The sequence below is a fragment of the Nocardia exalbida NBRC 100660 genome (assembly GCF_000308575.1).
GTDB lineage: Bacteria > Actinomycetota > Actinomycetes > Mycobacteriales > Mycobacteriaceae > Nocardia > Nocardia exalbida.
The window spans coordinates 57765-76227 of sequence record NZ_BAFZ01000007.1; the positions used below are offsets into that span (position 1 = coordinate 57765).

Annotated in this window: 19 protein-coding genes; 13 read left to right on the top strand and 6 right to left on the bottom strand. The window is 70.1% G+C overall.

Going from position 1 to position 18463, the window contains the following annotated elements; all coding sequences use genetic code 11:
- Nucleotides 1–7 precede the first annotated feature (7 nt).
- Nucleotides 8–1501 (top strand): amidase family protein, encoded by a 1494-nt coding sequence (locus tag ON29_RS02755; RefSeq protein WP_083863211.1) that lies wholly within the window; start codon nucleotides 8–10, stop codon nucleotides 1499–1501.
- Here ON29_RS02755 and ON29_RS02760 read toward each other — a convergent pair.
- The 4 genes from ON29_RS02760 to ON29_RS02770 form a co-directional block, all read right to left on the bottom strand.
- The gene (locus ON29_RS02760) at nucleotides 1491–2378 is read right to left on the bottom strand and encodes a LysR family transcriptional regulator (protein ID WP_040864525.1); all 888 of its coding nucleotides are present in this window, start codon (nucleotides 2376–2378) and stop codon (nucleotides 1491–1493) included. The genes ON29_RS02755 and ON29_RS02760 overlap by 11 nt on opposite strands.
- A gap of 18 nt (nucleotides 2379–2396) precedes the next feature.
- On the bottom strand, nucleotides 2397–2705 hold the full coding sequence (locus ON29_RS35560; protein ID WP_157172636.1) for a hypothetical protein: 309 nt from the start codon (nucleotides 2703–2705) through the stop codon (nucleotides 2397–2399).
- A gap of 100 nt (nucleotides 2706–2805) precedes the next feature.
- Entirely contained in the window at nucleotides 2806–3639 is an 834-nt protein-coding gene (locus ON29_RS02765; protein WP_040864526.1) for an SDR family oxidoreductase, read from the bottom strand.
- Nucleotides 3636–5237 (bottom strand): aldehyde dehydrogenase family protein, encoded by a 1602-nt coding sequence (locus tag ON29_RS02770; RefSeq protein WP_040864527.1) that lies wholly within the window; start codon nucleotides 5235–5237, stop codon nucleotides 3636–3638. Before ON29_RS02770 ends, ON29_RS02765 begins: the two co-directional genes overlap by 4 nt.
- Nucleotides 5238–5422: 185 nt before the next feature.
- On the opposite strand from ON29_RS02770, the gene ON29_RS02775 reads away from it, so the two are divergent.
- The gene (locus tag ON29_RS02775; RefSeq protein ID WP_040864528.1) at nucleotides 5423–6736 is read left to right on the top strand and encodes a PucR family transcriptional regulator; all 1314 of its coding nucleotides are present in this window, start codon (nucleotides 5423–5425) and stop codon (nucleotides 6734–6736) included.
- Nucleotides 6737–6744: 8 nt separating this feature from the next.
- On the opposite strand, the gene ON29_RS02780 is transcribed toward ON29_RS02775, so the two are convergent.
- The gene (locus tag ON29_RS02780; RefSeq protein WP_040864529.1) at nucleotides 6745–7008 is read right to left on the bottom strand and encodes a DUF2277 domain-containing protein; all 264 of its coding nucleotides are present in this window, start codon (nucleotides 7006–7008) and stop codon (nucleotides 6745–6747) included.
- A 160-nt stretch (nucleotides 7009–7168) separates the two neighbouring features.
- Here ON29_RS02780 and ON29_RS02785 point away from each other — a divergent pair, with 160 nt between their 5' ends.
- Nucleotides 7169–8002, top strand: coding sequence for a DUF1266 domain-containing protein (locus ON29_RS02785; protein ID WP_040864663.1), 834 nt, complete (start codon nucleotides 7169–7171; stop codon nucleotides 8000–8002).
- Here the strand turns inward: ON29_RS02785 and ON29_RS02790 are convergent.
- The gene (locus ON29_RS02790) at nucleotides 7982–8926 is read right to left on the bottom strand and encodes a hypothetical protein (protein ID WP_051174817.1); all 945 of its coding nucleotides are present in this window, start codon (nucleotides 8924–8926) and stop codon (nucleotides 7982–7984) included. The genes ON29_RS02785 and ON29_RS02790 overlap by 21 nt on opposite strands.
- A gap of 358 nt (nucleotides 8927–9284) precedes the next feature.
- Between ON29_RS02790 and ftsH the strand changes: the two genes are divergently transcribed.
- The 10 genes from ftsH to panD all read left to right on the top strand — a co-directional run bounded on the left by ftsH (nucleotide 9285) and on the right by panD (nucleotide 18455).
- Nucleotides 9285–11675 (top strand): ATP-dependent zinc metalloprotease FtsH, encoded by a 2391-nt coding sequence (ftsH, locus tag ON29_RS02795; protein WP_040864530.1) that lies wholly within the window; start codon nucleotides 9285–9287, stop codon nucleotides 11673–11675.
- Nucleotides 11676–11824: 149 nt separating this feature from the next.
- Nucleotides 11825–12436, top strand: coding sequence for a GTP cyclohydrolase I FolE (gene folE, locus ON29_RS02800; protein ID WP_174315378.1), 612 nt, complete (start codon nucleotides 11825–11827; stop codon nucleotides 12434–12436).
- Between the two features lie 143 nt (nucleotides 12437–12579).
- Nucleotides 12580–13437 carry a dihydropteroate synthase gene (gene folP, locus ON29_RS02805; RefSeq protein ID WP_051174828.1) on the top strand — a complete coding sequence of 286 codons (858 nt, stop codon included), beginning with the start codon at nucleotides 12580–12582 and terminating at the stop codon, nucleotides 13435–13437.
- Nucleotides 13434–13871: a dihydroneopterin aldolase gene (gene folB, locus ON29_RS02810; RefSeq protein WP_083863198.1), complete on the top strand. Its 438-nt coding sequence runs from the start codon at nucleotides 13434–13436 to the stop codon at nucleotides 13869–13871. The genes folP and folB overlap by 4 nt, the downstream gene beginning before the upstream one ends.
- Before the next feature lie 58 nt (nucleotides 13872–13929).
- Nucleotides 13930–14466 carry a 2-amino-4-hydroxy-6-hydroxymethyldihydropteridine diphosphokinase gene (gene folK / locus ON29_RS02815; RefSeq protein ID WP_040864532.1) on the top strand — a complete coding sequence of 179 codons (537 nt, stop codon included), beginning with the start codon at nucleotides 13930–13932 and terminating at the stop codon, nucleotides 14464–14466.
- Nucleotides 14467–14468: 2 nt separating this feature from the next.
- On the top strand, nucleotides 14469–14939 hold the full coding sequence (locus ON29_RS02820; protein WP_040864667.1) for a DUF3180 domain-containing protein: 471 nt from the start codon (nucleotides 14469–14471) through the stop codon (nucleotides 14937–14939).
- 69 nt (nucleotides 14940–15008) lie between these two features.
- Nucleotides 15009–15956: a DUF6779 domain-containing protein gene (locus tag ON29_RS02825; protein ID WP_051174818.1), complete on the top strand. Its 948-nt coding sequence runs from the start codon at nucleotides 15009–15011 to the stop codon at nucleotides 15954–15956.
- A gap of 140 nt (nucleotides 15957–16096) precedes the next feature.
- Complete coding sequence (locus ON29_RS02830) at nucleotides 16097–17041, top strand: Rossmann-like and DUF2520 domain-containing protein (RefSeq protein WP_245548805.1); 945 nt, start codon at nucleotides 16097–16099, stop codon at nucleotides 17039–17041.
- Nucleotides 17041–18021, top strand: coding sequence for a pantoate--beta-alanine ligase (gene panC, locus ON29_RS02835; RefSeq protein WP_040864535.1), 981 nt, complete (start codon nucleotides 17041–17043; stop codon nucleotides 18019–18021). Before ON29_RS02830 ends, panC begins: the two co-directional genes overlap by 1 nt.
- Nucleotides 18022–18035: 14 nt before the next feature.
- Nucleotides 18036–18455 (top strand): aspartate 1-decarboxylase, encoded by a 420-nt coding sequence (gene panD / locus ON29_RS02840; RefSeq protein ID WP_040773236.1) that lies wholly within the window; start codon nucleotides 18036–18038, stop codon nucleotides 18453–18455.
- Nucleotides 18456–18463 lie beyond the last annotated feature (8 nt).

Genomic DNA, 18463 nt, shown 5'->3' on the forward strand with positions numbered 1-18463 from the left:
CCAGCACATGTCTGACGAGGCCGCAATCGTGGCGGACGGCTCGATATCGGCGGGACGCGCCGCGCCGCGAACAACCATTCCGAATGCGAAGACCAGCGAATCAGTCCTCATCCGACCGCTCGGGCCCGCCGCGGGCGTACGGCCGCAGAGCGCTCGGGAAGCCGAGGCCGGTCTCGAACGCGGTCCGGCCGCGACGATCGCGGCGTGCGTGCGAGACGGCCTGCTGCACCCCGGCCAGGTGGCCGCGGATGCCGGGACCCGGATCTCGGCGGCGGACCGCGAACACAGCGCTTTCAGCGTGGTCCGGGCCGAACAGGCGATGGCCGAGTCGGTCGGCCTGATGGAGCGCGACGACCTCGACGTACTACCGCTGGCCGGTGTCCCGGTCGCGGTCGAACACGGCCTCCCGATCGCGGGCGAGCCGGTGCCGTGGGGCCCGGCGGCCGCCGCGGATCATCCGGTGGTGGCCAGGCTGCGTGCCGCGGGCGCGGTGATCGTGGGCCTCGTGACGGCGCCCGAGCTGAGCCGATGGGTGACCAGCGCGGGCACGGAACCGGTCGTCCGCAATCCGTGGAACCCCGCACGCAACGCGGGAAGCGCGGCAGGCGCCGCCGTCGCGGCCGGGCTGGTCCCGGTGGCGCACGGCTGCGACGGCTTGGGCGCGGTGCGGGTCGCCGCCGCGTGCTGCGGCGTCTTCGGGATCAAGCCCGGGCAGTACACCGTCCCCGGTGCGGGCGCTTGGTCCGGATTGGTCGAAAGCGGTGTCCTCGCGACGAGCGTGGACGACGCCGCGCTGGCGCTGTCGGTGCTGGCGGCGCGGCCGGACCTAGCCGAGGTGGATCCACCCGCCCGACTACGGATCGGACTGGCCGTGGATCCACCTTCTCGGCTGACGCGCGTCGACCGGCACTGGACGGCCGCGGCCCGCAGAGCGGCCTCGCTGGCCGCGGCGGCAGGCCATCTGGTCGAACCGACCGCGCTACCGTACGGAAACGCGCTGTTCGCGGCATCCCTACGCTGGCTGGCCCTCGGTGCACGCGATGCTCCCGCGCTACCCGAGCCCGACCAGCTATCCCGGAGAGCGCGGCACCGACTGGCCCTGGGCCGGACGGTGCATCGCTTACGGCTCGCGCGGCCCGCCCAGATCGACCGGGTCGAGGCGCGACTACTGGAGTTCTTCGAGCATTACGACGTGGTGATCACTCCCACGCTCGCCGCCCCGCCGCCCCCGGTGCGGGCCTGGCATTTCCGCAATCGGCCGGCCACGCTGCTCGCGGGCGCGCGGTTGGCCCCCTTCACCCCGCTGTGGAATCTGGTCGGCTGGCCGGCCGCATCCGTCCCCATGGGCGAGCATCCCCGGTCGGGTACGCCGGTGGCGGCCCAGCTCGCTGGACCGCCGGGCAGCGAATCCACCCTGCTACGGCTGGCCGCGCAATTGGAGGCCCACTATCCGTGGCAGCGCACGGCGCCTGCGACCACGGCGGGCCGATTCAGACGCTGACCGGCGATTGCTGCGCGGCGAATCCGCCCTCGACGGCCCGGCCCGCGAACTCGAGGATGGTCGGCCGGTTGTCGTCGGCCCGCCACGCCACGGCCAGCTCGCACGGTGCGAGCCCCGACACGGGACGCGCGGTCAGCCCCGGCCAGCGGTACATCGGCACGTTGTTCTCGGCGAGCAGGCACACGCCGAGGCCGAGGCTCACGGCCTCCAGCTTGTCCTCGGCGGTCGCGGCCTCGGCGCCGATCTTCGGCGGACGGCCGGCGCGTCCGTCGTTGCCGAGCCAGAAATCGCGCACCGCACCGGCTTCGGTGGGCAGCGCGACGAACGGTTCGTCGAGCAGATCGGCGAACTCGATGGTCTCCGAGACGGCCAGCGGGTGGTTCTCCGGCAGCAGTACCCACCGCGGTTCGGTGCGCAGCACCTGCCAGCGATAGCGGCTCTGGTCCGGCAGCGGCAGCCAGACCAGAGCGAGGTCGGCCTGGCGTCCGGCGAGCCCGCTGGAGGGATCGGTCCATGAAGCGGCGTGCAGTGCGAGGCGATGCCCGCTCGCGCTCTCCAGATCGCTGAGCAGACCGCGACCCAGTGCGGATTGGATGCCGACGCGCAACACCTCGCCCGCCTCTTGGAGCGAGACGTTGGTGACCTCCCACAGCTCCAAGATCTTGCGGGCGCCTTCGAGCAATTCCTTGCCCGCGACGGTCAGTGCGACACTGCGCTGGTTGCGGTCGAACAGGACCACGTCGAGCTGACGTTCCAGCTGACGGATCTGACGCGACAGGGTGGGTTGAGCGATGTGCAGCCGCTGAGCGGCGTTGGTGAAGTGCAGTTCCTCAGCGACGGCGACGAAATACCGCAGGTCGCGCAAATGCGGGTCCATAGCCCCTTGCTATCAGAATCAGTCCGGAATTTCCAGGCTTATCAGGCCGAAAAGTTCGGATACGGGTGCCGAAACAGTCGGCAGGTTTGTTAGGGACAGCATATTGCCTGCGATGGTGTTGCGCATCCACCGGTTGGCGAATTCTCGGCATGCATGCAGCTGTTGCCCTCCTGTCGTCGTAGTTGGGCAGTTGACCAGCACGAATGAGGTCTTTCCCGGAGAGTCGATGGCGGATTGCGGACATCTCTGCGGGCGCTGATCACCGGCTGAGAATTTGCCGCTGACCGGCTGGTCGATGTAATCGAGACCTCGCGTGATTTTCCTCACATGACAGGGGGGAACTGCGCTCGCGGTGGGCCGCTGTACAAAGCGAGGCGCCGCGACCGAGACGAATCCCGGCCGCGGCGCCTCGGCTCCGCGCTGTGTTTCACACCCCGCGGGCGCGCTCCTCGTAGGCCTTGCGCTTGTCCGCGTCGACGTCGGCGAGGAAGGCGCGGCCGGAACCGAGCGCCCGGCCGATGCCGTCCCCGACCGCCTCCGGCAGCAGCCCGACGAACCGGGAGATGAACCCGGCCACCGCGGTCACCCTGACCTTCGACTTCGGTGCGACGATCAGCTTCGCGACGGCGTCGGCGATCTCCTCCGGTTCGGCGGCGCGCATCAGCTTGGGCGCGGTGACGCCGGAGCCCAGTTCGGTGTTGGTCAGCGTGGGCAGCACCGAGGAGAAGCGCACCCCGGTGCCGCGGTACTCCTCCCGCAGCGTGTCGGTGAATCCCAGCACCGCGTGCTTGCTGGCGTTGTAGGTGGCCAGACCCGGGATGTGGGCCTCACCGGCCAGCGAGGCGATGTTGATGATGTGCCCGCCGCCGCGCGGCAGCATCCGGCGCAGCGCCAGTTTGGAGCCCAGGATCACGCCATAGACGTTGATGTCCAGGATGCGCTTGGTCAGCGGATCCGGCTCGTCCACCAGCTTGCCGGTCGGCATGATGCCCGCGTTGTTGATCAGCACGTCGATCGGGCCGAGGGTGCGCTCCACCTCGTCCAGGAACCCGTCGAACGAATCCGGATCGGTCACGTCGAGCCTGCCGTAGAGCTCGAAGCCGCGTGCCGTGCCCGACTCCTTGACCGTGGTCTCGTCGATGTCGCCGATCGCGATCTGCGCGCCGAGGGCTTGCAGCGTGGTCGCGGTGGCGAGCCCGATGCCGCGGGCGCCACCGGTGATGACGACGACCTTGCCGCGGATCTGCTTCGCTTCGGTCACTTGTCGTGTCCCTTCAGCTTCAGCAGGGCCGGAAGATCGAGGCGGCGCAGGCCGCGCGCCCCCGCCGCACGCATCGCGCCGAGTGCGAACAGCAGCTTCGGCATCGAGTACGGGTACCAGAACAGTTCCTTCTGCTGGGTCGGCAGGATCGGCGTGGTGATCGCCTGCTGACGGCAGTACTTGCGCACGCCGTTCGCACCGCCCCAGCGGGCGCCGACACCGGACTGGCCCCAGCCGCCCATCGGCAAGGCATAGCTGAACAGGTTGGCGAAGACGTCGTTGATGTTGACCGCACCGGCGTCGAGTTGCCGGGCGATCCGCTCGCCCCGCTCCTTGTCGCCGGTCCACACCGACGCCGAGAGGCCGTAGACGGAGTCGTTGGCCAGCCGTACCGCCTCGGACTCGTCGGCCACCTTCATCACCGGCAGCGTCGGGCCGAAGGTCTCCTCGGTGACGCAGGACATGGAGTGATCGACGTCCACCAGCACGGTCGGCTCGAAGGCGGTGCCGAATCCGGCCCGCTTGCCGCCGGTGAGGACCTTGGCGCCCGCCGCGACGGCCTCCTCGACGTGACGTTGCACGATCGCCACCTGGTTCTCGTTGGCCAGCGCTCCCACGTCGTATTTGGATTCGCGACCGTCCAGGCCCTGGCGTAGCGCCTTGACGTTGGCGGTGAGCTTGGCGACGAACTCGTCGTACACCGGCGCCTCGACGTACACCCGCTCCACCGAGATGCAGACCTGGCCGGAATTGAACATGCCGCCGAAGGCGATGCCGTGCGCGGCGCGCTCGAGGTCGGCGTCGGCCAAGACGATGGCCGGGTCCTTGCCGCCCAGTTCCAGGCTGTAGGGCACCATCCGTTCCACGCAGGCGGCCGCGATCTTGCGGCCGGTCGCGGTGGAGCCGGTGAACTGGATGTAGTCGGCGTTGCCGACCACGGCCGCACCGGTCGCGCCCGCGCCGGTGACCACCGCGAAGACCGGCGGCGCGCCGATCTCGGCCCAGCCCTTGGCCAGTTCGAGCGCCGAGAGCGGGGTCACCTCGGAGGGCTTGAGGATGACGGCCGCCCCGGCGGCGAGCGCCGGGAAGACGTCCATCACCGGCATGGCCAACGGGAAATTCCACGGTGTGATGACGCCGACCACCGGATAGGGCCGGTAGACCGTGGTCAGCCGCTTGACGCGGGCCAGCGGGCTGTGCGGCGAGGGGTGATCGTCGGCCAGGAACTTCGCGGCGCGCCGGGCGTAGTAGCCGATCAGATCGGTCGCGAAACCGGGGTCGATCAGGGCGTCCACCCGGGGCTTCGCGGTCTCCGACTGCAATACGGTGGCCAGCCGGTCGGTGTTGTCGATCAACCAGTCCTGGAACTTCAGCAGCCAGACCTTGCGGCCTTCGGGGCCGATCGCCTCCCATTCCGGCTGATACAGCCGCAGTTCGCGGACCTTGGCCGCGACCGCGTCCGCGGTCTCGTCCGGCACCGTGCCGACGACCTCGCCCGTGCCGGGATTGCGTACCTCGATGACTGCGGGACCGTCCTTCTTCGCGGTCGTTTCGCGTGCCTGCGCCTCGGTCGCGGGCGCTGGTTCGGTGTTGGTCACTGCTGTTCTCCCACTGACGTCGTGTTGAACCGCGGTCTGCTGACTGCTGTGAGGCAGGCCACTGAACTATGATCGTGACACAATCCGAACCAAGTTTCTTGGCCCGAATTGTCAAGGAAAATAGGCAAATTTGTTTTCTTGGTACAAAGAATGGCGAAGTATCCGCCGAGTCGAAGGAGAGCGCGATGACCGGTGGTCCGCCGCGGGGCGGCACGGTCCGGCCGAGCCCGGCTCCCGACGAGGTGCGCGACTGGCTGGCCGAATACGTCTACGAGACGACACGCGCGGAAGTGCTGGAGCGGATCGTCACCCGGCTCGACGACGTGATCATCGCCCGCATCCCCGAACTCGCCGATCGCGATATGCGCCGCGACCTCGCGGCCAGCACCCGGGCGCACGCCAGGATCGTGCTCAGCCGCCTGGCCAGCGACGCCTTCGAGTTCTCGCTGCCGGAGGAGGCGCACGCGTTCGCGCGCAGCGTGGCCCGGCGCGGCTTCGAGCTGCGGCTGCTGCTGCGGGTCTATCACGTGGGCATGGAAGCGGTGCTGGACTACATGACCGAGATCGTCGAGCAGCGGCAGGCCACGCCGGAACTCGAGCGCGTGGTGCTGCTGCGGCTGTTCGAGCGGGCCACGAAGTGGATCAGCACCTCGGTCGAGTTGCTCACCGACACCTACATGGAGGAGCGCGAGCAGGTCTTGCGCGCCGCGCTCAACCGGCGCGCCGAGACGGTGCGCGCCCTGCTGGATGGCGACGACGTGGACGTCGAGCAGGCGTCGGTGCGGCTGGGATACCGCCTGTCGCAGCGGCACCTGGCCTTCGTGCTGTGGACCGACGAGCCGACCGGCGAGTCCACCGGTGCGGACGCGGAGGCGACCGGGCTGCTGGATCGGGTCGCGGCGCGGCTGGCCGCGGCACTGGGCAGCGCGCGGGTGCTCACCGTTGCGTCCGGCGCCAGCGCGATGTGGGCGTGGGCGGGTACGGACGACGGAGAACACGGCGCCGAACTCGCGGCGCCGGGCGAAGTGGAGCGGCTGGCCGCGGTGCAGGTCGAGGCGCCGGTGCGGGTGGCGTTCGGCGTGCCCGCCGGGGGGATCGCGGGCTTCCGCCGCAGTCATCGAGAGGCGGTCGCCGCGCGGCAGGTCGCCGAGCGCGCGCCCGCGGGTGGCCCTCGGGTCACGGGCTATCGAACGGTGGAGATCGCCTATCTCGCCGGCGCGGACGAAGCGGCCATGCGCGGGCTGGTCGAGCGGGAACTCGGCGCGCTGGCCGGGCGCGACGCGCACGCCGCGCGGCTGCGCGAGACGCTGCACGCCTATCTGCGCAGCCAACGCAGCCCGGAGGCCACCGCGAAGGTACTCGGTGTGCACAAGAACACGGTCCGCTACCGCGTGCAGCGGATCGAACAACTACTGGGATATCCGATCGAGGAGCGTGGCCTGCCGCTGGAGATCGCGCTGGTGTGCGTCGCCGTCTACGGCACGGACGCCCTGCCCTGAACCGCCTGCTAGTCGCCCACGGCTTCGCGGGCGGCGATGCGGCGCAGCGGTGGCTCGGTGGGCGGCGCCACCCTCCGGTCGGGTAACTCGGCGAGCAAGGTGGTGGTCGCCTCTGCGATGGCCGCGACGGCCTTGTCGACAGCCGCTTTGGTGGTCGAGCTCAGGCCGGACACGCCACCGACCTTGCGCACGTACTGCAGTGCGGCGGCATAGATTTCCTGCTCGGTTGCGGCAGGTTCCAGACCACGCAGGACGGTGATGTTTCTACACATGCGAGCACACTAGCCCCAGATCACGACATGCGTCAGGGCAAGAAGTCACCGAGGCCGAAATCGATTCGCGCGCCGGACGCCCCCCGGGTCCGCGGCGGCGCCATCGGCGCCATCGGCGAATACCGCGCGTCGGCTGCGCGGGATGGGGAACAATCGGGGCATGTCTTCGCGCGGTGTACCCACCTTGACGACCTTTCCGTACGCGGAGCTGGACGAGCGGGAGGAAGACCATTGGTCCGGCGCCGCGGTATCCGACGACGAATTGCGGGCGTTGGCCCTCGGCGCCTTCTACTCGGCGCGCTGGGACGCGTTCCACGACGCGCTGCTGCTCGGCCCGGAACGGGCGCATCCGCTCGGCGATCGGCGCGAGCTGGCCATCGATACGCTCACCGGTGCGTGGGGCATCACCGACGGCACCGAGGCGCAGGCGTCGATGGAGCAGTTGCTCGACGGCATGCACGCCCCGCTCTACGCGCTGGTGCACCCGCTGGTGACGGCCTCGATCAACGCCAGCGAGCGCGATCGATTCGGTGAGCGCGCCGACCGGCACCGGGCGTTCCTGCGGCAGGTCGGCGCGTTTCGGGGGATGGACAATCCGGAGGCGCTGGTCCGCGACTACGACATCTGGTCGCAGGCGATCAAGATCGGATTCACCGACCATCTGGCGCGGCCGCTGCCCAGCGACATCCACGCCTGGGATCTGGCCCGGGTGGTCGCGGTGGCCAGGATGGCCTACACGGCCGGGTACCTCGATGCCGACGTGGCCTGGAGTTATCTGGCGCGCGCACTGCCGCTGGCGCAGAGCAAGTACCGCAACTGGCGTCAGTTCGGCGACGCCTATCTCACCGGCTGGACCTATTGGCAGGCCTGTGAGGACCTGGCGGAGTTGAAGAACGGCGGCGTCGACCGCCGCAAGGAGTTGCTGCGACTGTGGCTGCGCCCGACCAGCCCGTGGCGGCGGATCGCGCTGAACTCAGTTCCCGTCGGGGAGTGAGCGCAGGATCCCGCGGCCGTAGCGCTGGAACTGGGCGTCGTCGACCATGCCGAGGGAGTGCCGCTCGACCAGCAGTTCCCACTCCGAGTACAACTGGGCCACACCGGGATCGGCGGAGCCGGCGGCGCCGTCGGCGGACTCCCGGCGCACCGCGAAGTTCACCGCGCAGGTGACCCGATCGGTGTCGGCGCGGTCGGCGCCCGAGAAATGCAGAGTTCGGCTGCCGTCGTGCACCTCGATGCCGGTCGCGCCGCGTCCGGGACCGATCTCGCCGCGGCCCGCGGCCGGGGTGTCGGTGACCCGGGCCCACACGATCACCGGAATCGGGAGTTCGTGCGCGTAACGGCCGTCGCCGATGGCGATGAACAGCAGCCGCGCCGTGGTCGCGGCGAGCAGGCCGGCACCGCTGCCCGCGGGCGGGTGCGCGACCGCGATCGCGGTCTCCAGGACATACTCGTCCGGCGTCACGTAACGATGCAGAGCCGCTATCGCCTGCTTCGCGTCGCGGCGGGGGGACATCCTGCGCGTCGCCCGCTCCACGTCGGCGCGGATGGGACCGCCGCGGCCCCAGGTGGGCGCGGGCGGGCACAGATCCGGCGCCGCGACGTCGATGCGCTGGGTGGCCATGATCTGCCTATTGAGCCGGTCGACGATCTCGGTGGCCGCCGGAACGTCGTGTTCGGCGATCAGGACCGGCAGCGGGGTGCGGTCCGCGGGCACGCCGGTGAGCACGGGCGTCGGGTAGCGCAGATAGATCTCGATGACGACCGCGTCGTCCGCGCGCCGGTTCAGCCGGACCTTCAGCAGGTCGGAGACCGGGACATCGAGCACGCGCTCGCCGTCGGACCCGGGTCGCAGGACGATCAGTCTGCCGCCGCCGTGACGCAGTATCGCTGTGGGTGTCCGTAACTCGACTATGTCCATACCCCCTGCGCTCGTGTCTGGTCTGCGGCGCTCCCGGGGCCTTCGTGGTTTGCGAGCTACCGCTTACGTGCCCGTCGCTCGCGCCGCGATGTTGTGTCGTCGCTCACGATAGGCCGAACATGCCATGATTGTTGCCACTTGGAGGAAGCCGGACCGGAGACATCGGGAACCACCGTCGTTCCCCGGCCGTTTACCTCGTTAACTGCACCTGCAGCCGAACTGTGCGATGTATCGAGTAGACCGTACGCGGTAACGTGGCTTGTCCGCATCCGAACCCCGCGGAACCGGACGCGCCAGATGCATCGCTAGGCAAGAACCGGAGACACCGGAAAGGACTGGCCGCCCCGGCCGACGCTCTATGAACCGCAAGACAGTGTTTCGCACCCTGGCCATAGTCTCGGGCATTCTGCTCGTGATCTATGCGTTCAGCTACTTCGGCAACGACACGCGGGGCTGGAAGAGCGTCGATACCTCGGTTGCCCTCAGCCAGCTCGAGAACAAGAGCAACGTCCAGAACGTTCAGATCGATGATCGCGAGCAGCAGCTGCGCATCGAGCTGAAGGACGGCAACGACGCCACCGGCGGGCAGAACAAGATCATCGCGAAGTATCCGGGCGGCAGCGAGACCTCCGCCCAGGTCTTCTCTGCCGTGAAGAACTCCGGCGCCCCGTACAACACGGTGGTCAAGCAGGAGAGCTGGTTCACCCAGATCCTGCTGTTCGTGCTGCCGATGGTCATCCTGCTCGGCCTGTTCATCTTCGTGATGGCCCGCATGCAGGGCGGCGGGCGCGGCGGCATGATGGGCTTCGGCAAGTCGAAGGCCAAACAGCTGTCCAAGGACATGCCCAAGACCACGTTCGCCGACGTGGCCGGAGCCGACGAGGCGGTCGAGGAACTCTACGAGATCAAGGACTTCCTGCAGAATCCCGTCCGCTACCAGGCCCTCGGCGCCAAGATCCCCAAGGGCGTCCTGCTCTACGGCCCGCCCGGCACCGGTAAGACCCTGCTGGCGCGTGCCGTCGCGGGCGAGGCCGGTGTGCCGTTCTTCACCATTTCCGGTTCGGACTTCGTGGAGATGTTCGTCGGCGTCGGCGCCTCCCGGGTGCGCGACCTGTTCGAGCAGGCCAAGCAGAACAGCCCCTGCATCATCTTCGTCGACGAGATCGACGCGGTCGGCCGCCAGCGCGGCGCGGGCCTCGGCGGCGGTCACGACGAACGCGAGCAGACCCTCAACCAACTGCTGGTCGAGATGGACGGCTTCGGCGACCGCACCGGCATCATCCTGATCGCCGCGACCAACCGGCCCGACATCCTCGACCCGGCGCTGCTGCGTCCCGGCCGGTTCGACCGGCAGATCCCGGTGGGCAACCCCGACCTCGCCGGTCGCCGCGCGATCCTGCGGGTGCACTCGCAGGGCAAGCCGATCTCCCCGGACGCCGACCTGGACGGCCTGGCCAAGCGCACCGTCGGCATGTCCGGCGCCGACCTGGCCAATGTGATCAACGAGGCCGCCCTGCTCACCGCCCGCGAGAACGGCGCGATGATCACCGGCGAATCGCTCGAGGAGTCGGTCGATCGCGTGATCGGCGGTCCGCGGCGCAAGAGCCGGATCATCAGCGAGCACGAGAAGAAGATCACCGCCTACCACGAGGGCGGCCACACCCTGGCCGCCTGGGCGATGCCGGACATCGAGCCGGTCTACAAGGTCACCATCCTGGCCCGCGGCCGCACCGGCGGCCACGCCATGACGGTGCCCGAGGACGACAAGGGCCTGATGACCCGCTCGGAGATGATCGCCCGCCTGGTGATGGCGATGGGCGGCCGCGCGGCCGAGGAACTGGTGTTCCACGAGCCGACCACCGGCGCGTCCTCCGATATCGACCAGGCCACCAAGATCGCCCGCGCGATGGTCACCGAGTACGGCATGAGTGCCCGGCTCGGCGCCGTCCGTTACGGCCAGGAGCAGGGCGATCCGTTCCTCGGCCGCTCGATGGGCATGGGTTCGGACTACTCGCACGAGGTGGCGGGCGCGATCGACGAGGAGGTGCGCAACCTGATCGAGGCCGCGCACACCGAGGCGTGGGCGATCCTGAACGAGTATCGCGACGTGCTCGACGACCTGGCCACCGCGCTGCTGGAACGAGAGACCCTGCACCGCAAGGATCTCGAGCAGATCCTCACGTCGGTGCAGAAGCGCCCGCGCATCACCGCGTTCAACGATTTCGGCGATCGCGTCCCTTCGGACAAGCCGCCGGTGAAGACCCCGGGCGAGCTGGCCGCCGAGCGCGGCGAGTCCTGGCCGCCGGAGCCGGTCGCGGAGCCGGTGGCCGCGTCCGCGCAGCGCGAGCCGCAGCCCGCCAACGGATATCCGCCGCACGAGAGCGGTTACGGCGCTCCGCCGCAATACGGTCGCCCGCCCGCGTCGGGTGGTTACCCGCTGCCCCAGGCGCCCGCTCCGGCGTATCCGCGCCAGGGGACGCACGGTTCGCGGCCGGACTACGGCGCTCCGGCGGGATGGTCGGCTCCCGGCTGGCCGCCGCGGGACGAGCCGCAGCCGGGTCAGCCGGGCTGGGGCGAACCACAGCAACCGCGGCACGGCTACCAGCAATGGGGTCCGCAGGGCGCGTCCGAAGGTGGCTACGACCGGGACGGGTACGGCGATCGCGGCGGCTACGACGAGCCGCGCCGGACCAATCCGAACGGTGAGGGCGACAACGGCGATTGGGATGGACCGAACGGTCGTCACTGAGCGGTGACGATTAGGCTCGTCCATCGTGGGGGTGCCGAGAAATTGCCGGCGCCCCGGGAGTTTGGAGGTGTCCTCGATTGTCGGCGAACGAGCATGGCGGTGGTTACATTCTCGCCGAACCGGACAGTGCTGAACACAACGGTGTCGACATCGGCGTGACGGAGCCCGGACCGGTCGCACTGGAAACGGGCAGATCATTCGATCAGGCGCGGGCCGAAGCGGCGGTACGGGAATTGCTGATCGCCGTCGGCGAGGACCCGGATCGGCCCGGCCTGCTCGAGACGCCCGCCCGGGTCGCGCGCGCCTACCGGGAGACCTTCGCCGGGCTCTACGTGGAACCGGATTCGGTGCTCAACACCACGTTCGACGAGGGTCATCAGGAACTCGTGCTGGTCAGGGACATTCCGATGTACTCGACCTGCGAGCACCACCTCGTGTCCTTCCACGGCGTCGCCCACGTCGGCTACATCCCCGGCCCGCACGGCCGGGTGACCGGCTTGTCCAAACTCGCCCGGCTGGTCGACCTGTACGCCAAGCGCCCGCAAGTGCAGGAGCGGCTGACCAGCCAGATCGCCGACGCGGTGATGCGCAAGCTGGACCCGCGCGGTGCGATCGTGGTGATCGAGGCCGAGCACCTGTGCATGGCGATGCGCGGCATCCGCAAGCCGGGCGCGAGTACGACCACCTCCGCCGTGCGCGGACTGCTGCAGTCCAACGCCGCCTCGCGCGCCGAGGCGCTCGATCTGATCCTCCGGAAGTGAGCGGTCCCGCGGTGTCCGAACCGAGCGGCGCGCAGCGCGCGGCGACTGGTGCGACCAGGCAGGACACCGCAACGGCTCGGTCGGAAGCGGGATCGACCGCGCCGGTGCGCGGGTTCGCCCGCGACGGACGCTCCTGCGTCGTGATGGGCGTGGTGAATGTCACCAGCGATTCGTTCTCCGACGGCGGCCGGTACCTGGATCCCGAATTGGCCATCGCCCACGGGGTGCGGCTGCACGCCGCGGGCGCGGACATCATCGACGTCGGCGGCGAGTCGACCAGGCCGGGCGCGGTCCGCATCGACGCGGCGACCGAGGCCGCGCGGGTGGCCCCGGTCATCCGTGGCCTGGTCGCGGCGGGCGTACCGACCAGCGTGGACACCATGCGGGCCGCCGTGGCCGCCGCGGCGCTCGAGGCCGGGGTGTCGGTAGTGAACGACGTTTCCGGCGGCCGCGCCGACGCCGACATGGTGCGGGTGGTCGCGTCCGCGCGGGTCCCGTGGATTCTCATGCACTGGCGGGCGGGCGCCGACTACCGGCACATCGGACCGGCGGACCGTTACGACGACGTGGTGGCGGAGGTGCTCGCCGAACTCACCGCGCAGGTGGACCTGGCCGTGGCCGCCGGCGTCGACCCGACCCGGCTGATCCTCGACCCCGGTCTGGGCTTCGCGAAGAACGCCGAGCACAACTGGGCGCTGCTCGGCGCGCTGCCCGAATTGGTCGCGCACGGGCTGCCCGTCCTGATCGGCGCGTCGCGCAAGCGTTTTCTCGGTTCGCTGCTCGCCGACGAGGCGGGTCCGCGTCCGCCGGACGGCCGGGAGACGGCCACCGCGACCATCTCGGCGCTGGCCGCGCTGCACGGCGCGTGGGGTGTGCGGGTGCACGACGTGCGCGCCTCGCTCGACGCCATCGCGGTCACCGACGCGTGGCAGAATGCCGCACGGCAGCGCGCCGCACAGCACGACACCACCCGACCCAGTGCGCAAGGAGCTCGACGATGAGCCGGTCCCCCGTCCACGCCGAACACGAGGCACCGCCGCGTGATCCGGTGATCCGGCGCGGCGCCGACCGCATCGAATTGCGCGGCCTGCGCGTTTACGGGCATCACGGCGTGTTCGAGCACGAGCGCCGCGACGGTCAGGAATTCCTGGTCGATCTGACGGTGTGGGTGGATTTCGCGGTGGCCGCCGCGTCCGACGATCTGGCCGCCACCGTGGACTACGGCGCGCTGGCCGAGCGTGCGGTGCGCATCGTCCAGGGTGAGCCGCGCGATCTCATCGAAACGGTGGTGTCGGAGATCGCCGACGATGTGATGACCGATCCGCGGATCAGGTCGGTCGAGGTGGTGCTGCACAAACCGTCCGCGCCGATCCCGCACACCTTCGCCGATGTGCGGGTGGTCACCTCCCGGCACCGGGGGGAGCCCGCCGAATGAGCGAGCTACCTTGCGGCACGGCCACTTTCCTCGTGCCGGGTGCCGGGGAGGCACGCCGATGACCCGTGCCGTGCTGTCCATCGGTTCGAATCTGGGCGACCGGCTCGCGCATCTGCGCAGCGTCCTGGACGGGTTCGGCCATCGCGTGCTGGCCGCCTCGGCCGTGTACTCCACGGCGCCCTGGGGTGGTGTCCCGCAGGCGGGCTACCTCAATGCCGCTGTGCTGGTGGAGGATCCGGCCTTCAGCTGCGCGGACTGGCTGCGTCGCGGCCAGGAGCTGGAGCAGGCGGCGGGGCGAATGCGCGAAGTGCGCTGGGGGGCACGCACACTCGACGTGGATGTGGTGTGGTGCGCCGAACTGCGCGACGGGCAGCCGGTCGCGTGCCGCAGCGCCGACCCGGATCTGCTGCTGCCGCACCCGCAGGCGCACCGGCGCGCTTTCGTGCTGGTGCCGTGGCTGGACGTGGCGCCGGACGCGGTGCTGGAGGTCGACGGCGCGCCGCATCCGGTGGCCGATCTGCTGGCGCGGCTCGACCCGGCCGAACGCGCCGGGGTGCTCCGCACCGAGTTCTCGCTGACGGGCGAGGCGTCGTGAAACTGAAGCCGACCCGCATCCTCGACATCGTGGCGAACGTGCTGATCGCCGCGCTGGTCGCGTGGATCGCCACCCGTGTGGCCTATGACAACTTCCCGCCGATCTCGATCTTCGCGGGCGCCTCGCTGTACCCGGTGGCCGCGATCGAAGCGGTGCTCGCTTTCGTCATCCGGGCGCGGGTCAACGACCACGAGATCGGCGACGGCCGCCACCAATTGCATCCGATCACCGCCGCCCGCGCCGTAGCGTTGGCCAAGGCGTCGGCGCAGGTGGGTTCGATCGCCGCGGGCATCTGGCTCGGTTTCCTGTGCTGGGTCCTCCCGCAGCGCGGCACGCTGCGCGCGGCCGCCGCCGACAGCCCCGGTGCGATCGTCGGGATGCTGGCGGGCGTCGCTTTGGTTGCTGCGGCCCTGTGGCTGGAGTACTGCTGCCGGGCGCCGGAGGATCCAACCGACGATGCGGCAACTACGTAGCTAAAGTCCCGGATCGAATCACAAAACGGAATCTGGGCTCTGCACGACCTATTGGCTACCCTGGCTGGCATGGTTTCACCCTCCCGTAGCAGCACTTCCCGTCGACAGCGGGAGGACGCGGGAAAATTATTCGTCGGTGTCTTGATCTTGCTCGGTCTGGTTGCCAGCGTTTTCCTGATCTTCAGTAACAGTGTCGAGTTCGTACGGGTAGGTCTGGTCGCGGCGCTGTGGGCCGCGGCAATCGGCGCTCTGGCTGCGACGAAGTACCGCAAAGAGGCGACGATCGACAAGGCGAAGGTCCGCGATCTGCAGACCGTCTACGAGTTGCAGCTGGAGCGGGAGGTCACCGCGCGGCGCGAGTACGAACTCGGCGTCGAGGCGCGGGTCCGCGAGGAAGTGGGCGCCGACGCGGCCGAACTCGCGGCCTTACGGGCGGAGCTCACGGTGCTGCGGCAGAGCCTGCAGCGGCTGTTCGACGGCGATCTGCCGACGGATCGCCCGGCATTGCGCGCCGACGCGACCCGGATCCAGGAGCTGACCAGCTCTGGGACCGACTCCGGGAACAATAGCTCCGCGAATGCCGGGATGTGGTCGGTCTTCGCCGACCAGCAACCGCGTAGCAGCATGACGCCGATCTTCGAGCCCGACCATCCCGAGCCGCCGGTCTTCGCCAGCCCCTTCGACGATCCGGTCACCGCCGAGACCGCGATCGTCTCCGTCGACGACGACGCCGAGCAGGCCGACGCGGAGCAGGCACACCACGCCGAGCCGCGCGGCTGGGCGGATGCCTTCACCGAGACCGCGGCCGAGCCGCGCGACGAGCCGCCCACCCGGCCCGCTACCCGCCCGCAGCCGACTCGGGAACCGCCCGCACGGCCCACGTCCGCGCCCGCGATGGGTACGCCGAGCGCGCGCAGGCGGCGCAGGGCCGAGAGCGACGACGAGACGCCCTCGCGCCGTCTCTCGGTCGCGGAGATCATGGCCAACCTGCAATCCGAGGAGCGCGAACGCCGGTGATCCGTGCCGGGTCGCGGCCCGGCACTGCGGCCTAGATCACGCGGGCACCCCGTGGCGGCGGCGAACCGCCTGCCGATATTCTCTTGGCGTACCGTCCGGTACCCGCATGGCGGGACTGGAACGACATCGAGAGGACAACGTTGACCTCGAGAAGCGTGAATTCCGACAACGCTGCTTCGGGCTACGACCCCGCGCCCGCACGCCTGACGGTGGGAATCGTCTCGGCGGGACGCGTGGGCTCGGCATTGGGCGCCGCACTCGAGCGGGCCGGACACGTCGTGTTCGGTGTCTGCGCGATCTCCGACGCCTCGGTGCGCCGTGCCAGGACCCGACTGCCCGATTCGGAGATCCTGCCGATCGAGCAGGTGGCCGCCCGCAGTGAGCTGCTGCTGCTCGCCGTGCCGGACACCGAGCTCCCCGGCCTGGTCCGCGGCCTGGCAGGCGCCGGAGTGGTGCGGCCGGGCACCATCGTGGCGCACACCTCCGGCGCGAACGGCGTCGGCGTGCTCGCCCCCCTGGCCGAGGTCGGCGCCCTTCCGCTGGCCATCCACCCGGCGATGACCTTCACCGGTCACGACGAGGACGTGGCCCGGCTGGGCAACGCGTGCTTCGGTATCACCGCGGCCGACGAGGTCGGCTACGCCATCGCGCAGTCGCTGGTGATCGAAATGGGCGGCGAGCCGGTTCGCGTACCGGAGCAGCACCGGCCGCTGTACCACGCCGCGCTCGCGCACGGCAGCAATCACCTGGTCACGGTGATCGTGGACGCGGTGGCCGCGTTGCGCGCCGCCCTGGCCGGCCCCGGCCTGATGGGACAGCAACTGGTCGACGAGCAGCCCAACGGCCTGGCCGAGCGTCTGCTCGCCCCGCTGGCGTCGGCGGCGCTGGACAACGCGTTGCGCCGCGGCCAGGCCGCGCTGACCGGCCCGGTCGCCCGCGGCGACGCCGACGCGGTGGCCGCGCACCTGGAGGCCCTGTCGTCGGTCGATGCCCGGCTGGCCGAGGCCTATCGCGCGCTGTCGCTGCGCACCGCTGAGCGGGCAGGCACCGCCCCCGCCGTAATCCAGCTGCTGGAAGGACGCTGATGTTCGACTCGAAATTGCGCGGTGCCTACCGGCCCGGCGTGCTGACCGTGCACCACGATCCAGCGGTACTCGGGGCGGTGTCCGCCGCCCTGCGCGGCGTCGGCCGCACCGTCGCGCTGGTGCCGACCATGGGCGCGCTGCACGAGGGGCACTTGGAGATCGTGCGGCTGGCCAAGCGGACCAACCAGGTCGTCATCGTGTCGATCTTCGTCAATCCCTTGCAGTTCGGGGCGAACGAAGACCTGGACAAATACCCCCGCACGCTGGACGCCGACGTCGAGCTGTTGCGTGCCGAGGGCGTCGAGCTGGTGTTCGCGCCGAGCGTGTCCGACATGTACCCGGACGGTCCGCGCACCACGGTGCACGCCGGTCCGCTCGGCGCGGAGCTGGAGGGGGCCAGCCGCCCGACCCATTTCGCGGGCATGCTCACCGTGGTCGCCAAACTGCTGCAGATCGCGCGGCCGACCGAGGCGTTCTTCGGTGAGAAGGACTACCAGCAGCTCACCCTGATCCGGCAGCTGGTCCGCGATCTGAATTTCGACGTGAAGATCACCCCGGTGGTCACCGTCCGTGAGCCCGACGGCCTGGCCCTGTCCTCGCGCAACCGCTACCTCGACCCCGTGCAGCGCGAATCGGCGCTGGCCCTGTCGGCCGCTCTGTCGGCGGGCAAACACGCGGGCGGTCTCGGCGGCGACGCGGTGCTCGCGGCCGCCCGCCAGGTGCTCGACGCCGCGACCGGCGTGGACGTCGACTACCTGGAGCTGCGTTCGGCCACCCTGGGGCCCGCCCCGGCCACCGGCAACGCCAGGCTGCTGATCGCGGCCCGGGTCGGCGCGACCCGGCTGATCGACAACATCGCCGTCACGCTCGGCGCTCCGATCGACGGCCACCCCACCGTCGCCGGTTCGCGGCCCGCCGCGAACTCCTCCCAGCCTGTCGCGGCGGTGTCCGACCCCGCCGTCCTTCCTCCCGCGAACTAGAAAGGTTCGACGCAATGCTGCGCACCATGATGAAGTCGAAGATCCACCGTGCCACCGTGACGCACGCCGACTTGCACTACGTCGGCTCGGTCACCGTGGACCAGGACCTGCTCGACGCCGCCGATCTGCTGGAAGGCGAACAGGTCTGCATCGTGGACATCGACAACGGCGCCCGCCTGGAGACCTACGTCATCGCCGGTGAGCGGGGTTCCGGGGTGATCGGGATCAACGGCGCCGCGGCTCACCTGGTGCACCCGGGCGACCTCGTCATCCTGATCGCCTACGGCCAGCTGAACGAGCAGGAGATCGCCGAGTACGACCCCAAGGTCGTGTTCGTCGACGAGCGCAACCGCCCGGTCGAACTCGGCTCGGACCCGGCGCACGCGCCGGAAGGCTCGGGCCTGACCTCGCCCCGCTCGCTGTCGTTCGTCTGAGGAGCGGC

What these genes read in the sequence shown, in the direction of transcription:
- ON29_RS02755 (WP_083863211.1), top strand. Translation starts at nt 8, where the DNA reads ATGTCTGACGAGGCCGCAATCGTGGCGGACGGCTCGATATCGGCGGGA.
- ON29_RS02760 (WP_040864525.1), bottom strand. Translation starts at nt 2,378, where the DNA reads ATGGACCCGCATTTGCGCGACCTGCGGTATTTCGTCGCCGTCGCTGAG.
- ON29_RS02775 (WP_040864528.1), top strand. Translation starts at nt 5,423, where the DNA reads ATGACCGGTGGTCCGCCGCGGGGCGGCACGGTCCGGCCGAGCCCGGCT.
- ON29_RS02780 (WP_040864529.1), bottom strand. Translation starts at nt 7,008, where the DNA reads ATGTGTAGAAACATCACCGTCCTGCGTGGTCTGGAACCTGCCGCAACC.
- ON29_RS02785 (WP_040864663.1), top strand. Translation starts at nt 7,169, where the DNA reads ATGTCTTCGCGCGGTGTACCCACCTTGACGACCTTTCCGTACGCGGAG.
- ON29_RS02790 (WP_051174817.1), bottom strand. Translation starts at nt 8,926, where the DNA reads ATGGACATAGTCGAGTTACGGACACCCACAGCGATACTGCGTCACGGC.
- ftsH (WP_040864530.1), top strand. Translation starts at nt 9,285, where the DNA reads ATGAACCGCAAGACAGTGTTTCGCACCCTGGCCATAGTCTCGGGCATT.
- folP (WP_051174828.1), top strand. Translation starts at nt 12,580, where the DNA reads ATGGGCGTGGTGAATGTCACCAGCGATTCGTTCTCCGACGGCGGCCGG.
- folB (WP_083863198.1), top strand. Translation starts at nt 13,434, where the DNA reads ATGAGCCGGTCCCCCGTCCACGCCGAACACGAGGCACCGCCGCGTGAT.
- folK (WP_040864532.1), top strand. Translation starts at nt 13,930, where the DNA reads ATGACCCGTGCCGTGCTGTCCATCGGTTCGAATCTGGGCGACCGGCTC.
- ON29_RS02825 (WP_051174818.1), top strand. Translation starts at nt 15,009, where the DNA reads ATGGTTTCACCCTCCCGTAGCAGCACTTCCCGTCGACAGCGGGAGGAC.
- panC (WP_040864535.1), top strand. Translation starts at nt 17,041, where the DNA reads ATGTTCGACTCGAAATTGCGCGGTGCCTACCGGCCCGGCGTGCTGACC.
- panD (WP_040773236.1), top strand. Translation starts at nt 18,036, where the DNA reads ATGCTGCGCACCATGATGAAGTCGAAGATCCACCGTGCCACCGTGACG.